Source organism: Synechococcus sp. R6-5 (genome assembly GCF_047461775.1).
In the GTDB taxonomy this organism is placed as follows: Bacteria; Cyanobacteriota; Cyanobacteriia; order Thermostichales; family Thermostichaceae; genus Thermostichus.
In genome coordinates this window covers 1-6,551 of the sequence record NZ_JANSHV010000011.1, presented here as the reverse complement: position 1 = coordinate 6,551, position 6,551 = coordinate 1, and the positions used below count along the sequence as shown (strand labels likewise).

At 61.7% G+C, this 6,551-nt stretch carries 6 protein-coding genes; 5 read left to right on the top strand and 1 reads right to left on the bottom strand.

Annotated features, from left to right (window positions below):
* Positions 1-112: 112 nt before the first annotated feature.
* Positions 113-1,999: an AAA family ATPase gene (locus tag NW818_RS00490; protein WP_011434384.1), complete on the top strand. Its 1,887-nt coding sequence runs from the start codon at positions 113-115 to the stop codon at positions 1,997-1,999.
* A 61-nt stretch (positions 2,000-2,060) separates the two neighbouring features.
* On the opposite strand, the gene glcD is transcribed toward NW818_RS00490, so the two are convergent.
* Positions 2,061-3,572, bottom strand: a complete 1,512-nt coding sequence (gene glcD, locus NW818_RS00485) for a glycolate oxidase subunit GlcD (protein ID WP_414423546.1) — start codon at positions 3,570-3,572, stop codon at positions 2,061-2,063.
* Positions 3,573-3,644: 72 nt separating this feature from the next.
* Here glcD and NW818_RS00480 point away from each other — a divergent pair, with 72 nt between their 5' ends.
* From NW818_RS00480 to NW818_RS00465, 4 genes are all read left to right on the top strand, one after another.
* Positions 3,645-4,877, top strand: a complete 1,233-nt coding sequence (locus tag NW818_RS00480; protein WP_414423545.1) for a class I SAM-dependent methyltransferase — start codon at positions 3,645-3,647, stop codon at positions 4,875-4,877.
* A gap of 128 nt (positions 4,878-5,005) precedes the next feature.
* On the top strand, positions 5,006-5,206 hold the full coding sequence (gene rpmI / locus NW818_RS00475; RefSeq protein WP_011434387.1) for a 50S ribosomal protein L35: 201 nt from the start codon (positions 5,006-5,008) through the stop codon (positions 5,204-5,206).
* A gap of 133 nt (positions 5,207-5,339) precedes the next feature.
* Positions 5,340-5,696, top strand: coding sequence for a 50S ribosomal protein L20 (gene rplT / locus NW818_RS00470; RefSeq protein WP_011434388.1), 357 nt, complete (start codon positions 5,340-5,342; stop codon positions 5,694-5,696).
* Between the two features lie 79 nt (positions 5,697-5,775).
* Positions 5,776-6,507: a transporter substrate-binding domain-containing protein gene (locus NW818_RS00465; RefSeq protein ID WP_414423544.1), complete on the top strand. Its 732-nt coding sequence runs from the start codon at positions 5,776-5,778 to the stop codon at positions 6,505-6,507.
* The last annotated feature ends 44 nt before the right edge of the window (positions 6,508-6,551 follow it).

Genomic DNA, 6,551 nt, shown 5'->3' with positions numbered 1-6,551 from the left:
TATTATTGACTAGAGTCATGCTCTCCTCACCTGAGCTGGCCAGGCAGGGGATGAGTTAGCACCTCTGGCGGGTCAATTTGCAGATAACTTGTGTGGATGGAAAATCCCGGCTATGGCCAATTTAAGTGACTTTGTACAGGGCATTGAGCAGTTGATCGAGCTGGCTCAGAAGCTGGACGAGAAAAAGCAAAGTGGAGAGCTGCGAACCGAAGTCCGCATCCAGGCCCGTCCTCTGGGCAGTTCTATTCCCCCTTCCGGCTCCATCCCCCGCCGCCGCAGCCCTGCCCAAACGGGGGATCCCCCCTGGAGCAGCGAGCCCCAAGTGATGTCTGCGGTTCGCTTCCAGGAACCGTCCAAGGCCGCTGTGCCCGACCCGCCAGCAACTTCTGCCGACCGCCCAGAGTCTTGGGCTGGGCCACGCCTCAAGGATGTGGGGGGACTGAGGGAACAGCTCCAAGCGCTGCGGGAGATGGTGGAGATCCCCCTCAAGCGGCCCGATCTGCTGGCCAAGCTGGGGTTGGATCCGCCCCGCGGCGTGTTGTTGGTAGGCCCCCCCGGCACCGGCAAAACCCTGACGGCCCGCGCCCTGGCCGAGAGCCTGGGGGTGAACTACATCGCCATTGTCGGCCCGGAACTGATCGGCAAGTACTACGGCGAGGCGGAGGCGCGCCTGCGGCAACTGTTTGAAAAGGCAGCCAAATCGGCTCCCTGTCTGGTGTTTATTGACGAAATCGATGCCCTAGTGCCCAACCGCGCCACTGTCGAGGGGGAGGTGGAAAAACGCCTGGTGGCCCAGATGCTGGGGCTGATGGACGGGTTTGTGGCCCAAAAGGGGATCGTGGTGCTGGCAGCCACCAACCGGCCCGAGGCTCTGGATCCGGCTCTGCGGCGACCGGGGCGCTTTGATCGGGAGGTGATCTTCAAGGTGCCGGACCGGGAGGGGCGGCGGGAGATCCTGGCCATCCACACCCGCGGCATGCCCTTGGCGGAGGATGTGGATCTGGACAGCCTGGCGGATCAGACGCTGGGCTTTGTGGGGGCAGATCTGCGGGGCCTGTGCCAGGCAGCAGCCTATGCGGCTTTGCGGCGGCAGGTGCCCGATTTGGGATCCCCCATCCCCGAGTCCCTGACGGTAACCGCAGCGGATTTTCAACAGGCTCTGCAACAGGTGAAGCCGGCGGTGCTGCGCTCGGTGGAGATTGAATCCCCGCAGGTGAGCTGGGATCAAATTGGCGGCCTGGAGCACGCCAAGCAGATTTTGCAAGAGGCCATCGAGGGATCCCTGCTGCACCCTGAGTTGTACGAGCAGGCTCAGGCCCAAGCGCCTAAGGGCATCCTCCTCAGCGGCCCCCCTGGCACTGGCAAAACCCTGTTGGCCAAAGCCATCGCTTCCCAGGCCAAGGCTAACTTCATTGCCGTCTCCGGCCCGGAGCTCTTGAGCAAATGGGTGGGATCCTCCGAGCAGGCGGTACGGGAACTTTTTGCCCGCGCCCGCCAATGCGCCCCCTGTGTCATCTTCATCGACGAGATCGACACCCTCGCCCCGGCGCGGGGAAGCTACTCCGGGGATAGTGGGGTCAGCGACCGCGTTCTGGGGCAGCTGCTGGCAGAGCTGGACGGGATCCGCCCCAGCCAGGGGGTGTTGGTGGTGGCCGCCACCAACCGCAAAGCCAGTTTGGATCCCGCCCTCACCCGGGCCGGCAGGTTGGAGCTGCACCTGAGCGTGGAGCTGCCGGATCGCAGCGGGCGACGGGAAATTTTGGCCGTTCACAACCGCAAGCGTCCCCTGGGGCCTGATGTGGACTTACAGGGGTGGGCCGAGCAGACCGAAGGTTGGAGTGGTGCCGACCTGGCCCTGCTCAGCAACCGCGCCGCCATTGCCGCCATCCGCCGCCACCGCGCCACTTCCGAGACGGTGGATGCCAAAACCCTGGTCATCCAACAGGAAGACTTCTGTCGAGCCTTTGCCGAGCTGCAGCAGCAACGCCAAGCCGGCTGATCCCAGCCTGAGGGCTATTCCCATCACGCCAGCGGTTCGGAGCACCTTCAAACTTTCAAAATCAAAAGACTGGGATCCCTTGCCATTCTGGTTGGCTGTGGGCGTGGGCTGACTCACCGCAGGTGCGGGGGGTGGGAAAGATCTTGCCGGGGTTGGCGATGTGCTGGGGGTCGAGCACCTGCCGCACCCACTGCATGCTCTCCAGATCCGCAGGCGTAAACATTTCCGGCATGTAGCAGCGTTTGTCTGCCCCGATGCCATGTTCGCCGGAGATGCTGCCCCCCAAGCGCACGCAGAGCTTAAGGATCTCGCCCCCCAGTTTCTCCACCTGCTCCAGGGATCCCGGCACCGACTCGTCGTAGAGGATCAAGGGGTGCAGATTGCCGTCGCCAGCGTGAAACACATTGGCCACCGGATAACCGTACTCACGGCTGAGGCGCTCGATTTCCTTCAAGACAAAGGCTAGCTGGCTGCGGGGGATCACCCCATCCTGAACATAGTAGTTGGGGCTGAGCTTGCCCATGGCGGCAAATGCTGCCTTACGTCCTTTCCACACCCGCGCCCGCTCTTCCGGGTCGGATGCGACTTGCACCTGTCGCGCCCCATTTTTGAAGCACAGCGCCCTCACCTGTTGGCTGGCTTCTTCCACCTCCAGTTCCAGCCCATCCACCTCCACCAACAAAATGGCCGCCGCATCCCGCGGATAGTAGCCCAACTGCACCACATCCTCCACGGCATTGATGCTGAAGTTGTCCATAATCTCCAGGCCGGCGGGGATGATCCCGGCAGCAATGATGTCGGAGACGGTGGATCCCGCCGCTTCCACACTGTCAAAGTCTGCCAGCAAAACCTGCACTTGAGCCGGGGCCTTGAGCAAGCGCAGGGTAATCTCGGTGGCAATGCCCAGGGTGCCCTCGGATCCCACAAACAGCCCCACCCAGTCGTAGCCGGGCATCTCCGGGATCTTGCCTCCCCAGCACACCACCTCCCCATCCGGCAGCACCACCGTCAGGCCGAGAATGTGGTTGGCTGTTACGCCGTACTTGAGGCAGTGGACACCGCCGGAGTTCTCCGCCACATTACCTCCGATGGAGCAAACCGACTGGCTAGAGGGATCCGGCGCATAAAAGTAGCCTTGGGCGGCAACGGCCTGGGTAATCCAAGTGTTGATGACCCCCGGCTGTACCACCATGCAGCGGTTGTCCAGATCGATTTCCAGGATTTGCTTCATCAGGGTGGTGGCAATGACGACGCTATTTTCCACCGGCAGGGCTCCCCCTGAGAGGCCCGTACCGGATCCCCGCGCCACGAAGGGCACCTGGTAGCGGCTGCACAGCTTCACCACCTGCGCTACCTCTTCTGTTGTGCGGGGCAGCACCACCAGCGCCGGCCTTTGCCGGTAGCTGACCAGCCCATCGCATTCGTAAACCAGCAGCTCCTCCGGCTTGCTGATCACCCGCTGGGGATCCAGAATCTTTTTGAGCTCAGCCGTCAGCCTAATCCAGTCGAAGGTGAGGCCGGTTTGCAGAGGATGAGAAGAAGTTTTTGCGCTGGCAGTGCGAAGCACTTTCATAACAGTAGGCTCAGCAGGAGTTTGGGAGGGGGATATTGTCACTATAGTCTTGCTGGCTCCAACAGATAGTCCATGCAGCCCAACTCCCCCAGCGCCGAACAAATCCTCAACCAAGTGCGGCAGCTCTACGAGCTCTACCCTTTCCCCCCGCAGCCCGTCAGCACTGTTCCCCCGCCGGGGTGGAATTGGCGCTGGAGTTGGCCCCAGGCCCATGCCTTTTGTACGGGATCCCATCCGGGTCGGCGCAGGGTGCGCATTCTGGATGCCGGCTGTGGCTCGGGAGTGGGAACGGAATACATCGCCCACCAAAACCCCAACGCAGAAATTTGGGCCTTTGATCTGAGCAGCCGCGCCCTGGAGATTGCCGAGGCCCGTTGTCGGGCTTCCCAGGCACCGCCGGTGCAGTTTCGCCAGCTCAACGTCTACGACATCGACCAGCTGCCGGGGCAGTTTGACTTCATCAACTGCGTGGGCGTGCTCCACCACCTGCCCGATCCGGTGGCAGGGCTGCAGGCTTTGGCCGGCAAATTGGCTCCCGGCGGGATCCTGCACCTGTTTGTATACGGCGAGCTGGGCCGCCACGAAATCCGCCTCATGCAAAAGGCCATCCGCCTGCTGGTAACAGGTTCTGAACACCAAACCCTCGCCTCGGCGGAGCAATTGCAGAGGGGTCTCCAGGTGGGCCGCCGCCTTTTCGAGATCTTGCCGGAAACCAACCGCATCCAGCAGCAAGAACGGGCCCGCTGGGCCATCGAGAACGTGGACGACGAATGCTTCGCCGATATGTACCTGCACCCCCAGGAAGTGAATTACACCATCGAGACTCTGTTTGAATTAATCCGGGCTTCCGGACTGCAGTTTCTGCGCTTTTCCAACCCGGAGTTTTGGCGGCTGGAACGGGTGTTGGGCCAGGACGAGGCCCTGCTGGCTCAGGCGGCTCAGCTGCCGGAACCGGAACGCTATCGCCTGATCGAGCTGCTGGATCCGGTGGTAGCCCACTACGAGCTGTTTCTCGGCAAGCCCCCCATCCGCTGCTGGGAATGGACAAGCCCGGAAAGTGTAGCATCAGCCATTGCCCACCTCAGCCCCTGTCTGGGCCTGTGGCCGGGGCGGAGCATTTTCAACTATGCTTACGAAGCCATCTCCCTGAGCGAAGAAGCCTTCGCCTTTCTCCAACAGGTGGACGGGATCCGCACCGTCCAAGAGATCCAGGCTGGCCTAGAGTGCCCCCTGAGCTTTGAGCAACTGCAACGCTTGCTGCGCTGGCAAGTGCTGCTGCTGGAGCCTCAAAACTCAGTCTCCTGAGAGTTTCTCGACCCCTTTCCCTTGCCTCAGCGGGACGAACCTTGGCATTTGCCCTCTTGTTCTTCTATGGCTTATCCTAGAAAGCTGTGACCTTTAGCTCTGGCCCCGCGTATTCTGGGGTTGTCATCATGCCCAAAATCAAAACCCGCAAGGCAGCAGCCAAGCGCTTCCGCCTGACCGGCAGCGGCAAGTTTATGCGTCGCAGGGCCGGGCACAACCACTTGCTGGAGCACAAAACCAGCAAGCGCAAACGCAAATTGGCCGGTGTGGCCCTGGTGGACAAGCGGGATGTGGTCAATGTGCGCCTGATGTTGCCCAACACCCACTAGCCGGGATCCCGCTCGCGCCGGCAAGAAGATTTCAGGGGCTGGCATTGGCGACAGCAGTTCCGATCCCGTTAGCAGGACGGAGTGCTTCTACCCTTCAGTTTGAGTTTGTTCAAGTTCCTATTGAGTTACTGCCATGAGAGTCAAACGGGGCAATGTCGCCCGCAAGCGCCGCAAAAAGATCCTCAAGCTGGCCAAAGGCTTTCGGGGAGCTGGTTCAAAGCTGTTCCGCACCGCCAACCAGCAGGTGATGAAGGCTTTGCGCAGCGCCTACCGGGATCGCCGCCGCAAGAAGCGGGATTTTCGTCGCCTATGGATTACCCGCATCAACGCGGCCACCCGTGCCCAGGGCCTGCGTTACCACGAGTTCATCGATGGTCTCAAAAAAGCCAATATCCAGCTCAACCGCAAAATGTTGGCCCGCTTGGCTTTCCTGGATCCAGAGGCCTTTACCCAGGTGGTGGAGGCAGCGCGCCAGTCTCGCGCCTCCTGAGGAGGTTCCGACGGCTATCCAGAAGTCCTTCCTGGCAGCCATTCTGGCCCTCGCCTGCCTGGGGAGAGGGATCCCTACTGTGGCTCGTCCTTGGCCGGAGATTGTGGATTCTGGACGGCTGCGCGTTGCCGTAAAAGACAACCTGAGGCCGCTGGGGTTTCGCACTCCCCAAGGGGAGCTGCAGGGGTTTGAGATCGACCTGGCTCGAGAGCTGGGATCCCGGCTGTTGGGCTCGGCAGAGGCTGTGGAGTTGGTGCCGGTCTCGAATGTAGAGCGGCTGCAGGTGCTGGCTGACGGCCAGGTGGATTTGGCCATTGCTCAGATCGGCATTACCCCGGATCGGGCGCGCCAGGTGGAGTTCACTTCTGCTTACTATCAGGATGGCCCCAGCTTGGTTGTGGCTCGTTCCCACAACTGGGAAAGCTGGTCGGACTTGCGGGGCGGTCGCGTTGCAGTCTTGCGCGGTTCCAGCGCCATTCCCCTGCTGAATCGATACCTGCCAGGGGTGGAGTTGGTGCCTGTCGATTCCTACCGAGAAGGGGCGGAACTGCTCCTGAAAGGGGCGGTGCAGGGGTGGGCAGCAGATCGCTCGGTGCTGGCAGGGTGGCTAGCAGAGCATCCCCGTCGCGAAAGCGCTGCGGAGCAACAGTTTCAATTTCTGGGATCCCCCTTGGCAACGGTGGGGCTGGGCATTGCCATGCCCAAGGGGCTGCAGCACGCCGAATTGCGGCTGCGGGTGCGCCGAGAACTGGAGAATTTGCGGGCTGAGGGCTGGCTGGCAGAGCGGGCCAGAGCCTGGGGGTTGCCCTAAAGTTGAGGATACTCCCTACTGATACATTTACGCTGAACACTGCT

What these genes read in the sequence shown, in the direction of transcription:
- NW818_RS00490 (WP_011434384.1), top strand. Translation starts at nt 113, where the DNA reads ATGGCCAATTTAAGTGACTTTGTACAGGGCATTGAGCAGTTGATCGAG.
- rplT (WP_011434388.1), top strand. Translation starts at nt 5,340, where the DNA reads ATGAGAGTCAAACGGGGCAATGTCGCCCGCAAGCGCCGCAAAAAGATC.
- glcD (WP_414423546.1), bottom strand. Translation starts at nt 3,572, where the DNA reads ATGAAAGTGCTTCGCACTGCCAGCGCAAAAACTTCTTCTCATCCTCTG.
- rpmI (WP_011434387.1), top strand. Translation starts at nt 5,006, where the DNA reads ATGCCCAAAATCAAAACCCGCAAGGCAGCAGCCAAGCGCTTCCGCCTG.
- NW818_RS00480 (WP_414423545.1), top strand. Translation starts at nt 3,645, where the DNA reads ATGCAGCCCAACTCCCCCAGCGCCGAACAAATCCTCAACCAAGTGCGG.